Origin of the sequence: Streptococcus pseudopneumoniae (genome assembly GCF_001072925.1) — a bacterium.
In the GTDB taxonomy this organism is placed as follows: domain Bacteria; phylum Bacillota; class Bacilli; order Lactobacillales; family Streptococcaceae; genus Streptococcus; species Streptococcus pseudopneumoniae_Q.
This window is the reverse complement of record NZ_JVHE01000100.1, coordinates 1-1,823: the sequence shown is the minus strand read 5'-3', so window position 1 is coordinate 1,823 and position 1,823 is coordinate 1. Positions and strand designations below refer to the sequence as shown.

Sequence of the window (1,823 nt, the reverse complement as noted above, 5' to 3'; positions counted from 1 at the left end):
GCTAAAAAACACCTCATCTGGTATTTTTTGAAACAAGGTGTTATAATAATACGGCATAGATGACCTTATCGATTTTGGGTCAAAGAGTAATCGTAAAGTTTGTTATGCGTAATGAGGTAATACATTGTTCGAATGAGACGATGTATAGAGGCAATCGCATGTGGCTTGGTTGAAGCTATTGTCGATTGTCTTTTTCGTTTCTCATAAAAGTCGGCGATATGGCAGGGATTGGTATGACTAGCTGAAGCGATGTTATGAATGCACTTGAACAAGATTTTTCTGGCATAGGGATTACCTCGCTTAGTAATGTGTTCCTTGGCGAGAAAGTTCCCAGATTCATAGTGTCTCAGGTCAATGCCAATAAAAGCGTTGATTTGATTGGTAGACTGAAAGCGCCGAATATCTCCCAATTCGCCAATGATAGATGTCGCTGTGGTTTCTGCGATGCCAGGAATTGATCGTAAGATGTCATACTCTGGTAAAGGCTGCGCTAGAGCTACCATGTCGTCTAAGACAACCTGTCTGTGCTCAGAAAGACGAAGCAATTCTTGAGCATAGTAACGAACCTCTTCAAGCATTGGGGAGATTTTCTTGACCGCACAAAAAGATTGTTTAGCGAGTTTTATAAGTTTATCAGTCAGATAAGCAATACGCTTTTCAGAGATTCGTTTGGAGGTAGATTGACGGATAATCTTACACAATTCATTTTGAGATAGGTTTAATACAAACTCTTTGCATGGAAAAGCCATCACTAAATTCCAATATTGCTCTCCAGTTGGTGTGGATAAGAGATTTTCCAATTCAGGAAAGGTGACTTGTAAGACCTTGTGTAGACGGTTTTTAGCTCTAACAATGTCTTCTGTAAGATTTTGATAGAAACGGCTTAAATCACGCAGATGTTGATAAACTTCTTCCTGCGCATAAGTTGGTTTACGATTGAGTATAAACTGAGAATGAGCCAACTTTTCAGCGTCAATTTTGTCTGTTTTACGAACTCGCAGACTGTCCAGTTGCTTCTTAGCTTCCAGAGGATTCAGCTGTGTATAAGCGTAGCCGTATTCCTCAAGAAAGGCTCGAAGACGCCGAGAATAGACACCAGTAGCTTCAAATATAATCTCAGGGTTATGAACAGTTTTCAAGTCATTCAAAAGACGATTGAAGCCAATGGCGTCATTGAGCATAGTGTATCCATGAATCTTTTCACCGTTGACTAAAATTGCCACCTCAGAACTTGCCTTACTCACATCAATCCCAAATACTGTACGCATGATATTACCTCTTTTGTCTTGAATAATTCTGTGTTTTAGTGATTTTATTTTCAATACGCGACGTCTAGCGTCCCACATACTTTGATCAAATTCCACCTAAAACAGGTGTCTTGCCAGTTTGTCAAGCGACGTCTAGCGCCAAAGAGCCCTACGACTTTACAAGACACCTCTACTTTAACATAAAGAAAAAGTAGTGAGTACTCTCTCCCGTCGGAGATTTTCTCACTACTAATCTTAGTATGTTTGTCAACTGTAGTGGGTTGATGGAAAATTATACCCTGGAGAGGACCAAATTGGTTCTCTCCTTTTAAATATTGAAAAAACCATTGGCAGTGGACATACTTTAAGACTATATATTTCTGAAACTAGTTTCACAATACAAATATTGACATGCAATTATTAATTGGTGGATTTTAAGTTGACATCTACAAAGTTTAATGTTAGAATACATTCAAAAATATATTTGAATAAGGTGTTTTATGATTCAAAATATTGTTACTTCAATAATCCTGTATTCTGGGACAGCCGTAGACTTACTTATTATCCTAATGTTAT

The 1,823-nt window shown here is 38.1% G+C and carries 1 protein-coding gene and 1 pseudogene; one reads left to right on the top strand and one right to left on the bottom strand.

What is annotated here, in order from left to right; genetic code table 11:
• Positions 1–65: 65 nt before the first annotated feature.
• Positions 66–1,268, bottom strand: coding sequence for an IS110 family transposase (locus tag ADH81_RS07000; protein WP_049527613.1), 1,203 nt, complete (start codon positions 1,266–1,268; stop codon positions 66–68).
• Between the two features lie 479 nt (positions 1,269–1,747).
• Here ADH81_RS07000 and ADH81_RS10795 point away from each other — a divergent pair.
• A pseudogene (locus tag ADH81_RS10795) lies at positions 1,748–1,823 on the top strand (cadmium transporter); the annotation flags it as partial.

Excerpts from the sequence above, each read along its gene's own strand:
- ADH81_RS07000 (WP_049527613.1), bottom strand. The coding sequence starts at position 1,268 with ATGCGTACAGTATTTGGGATTGATGTGAGTAAGGCAAGTTCTGAGGTG.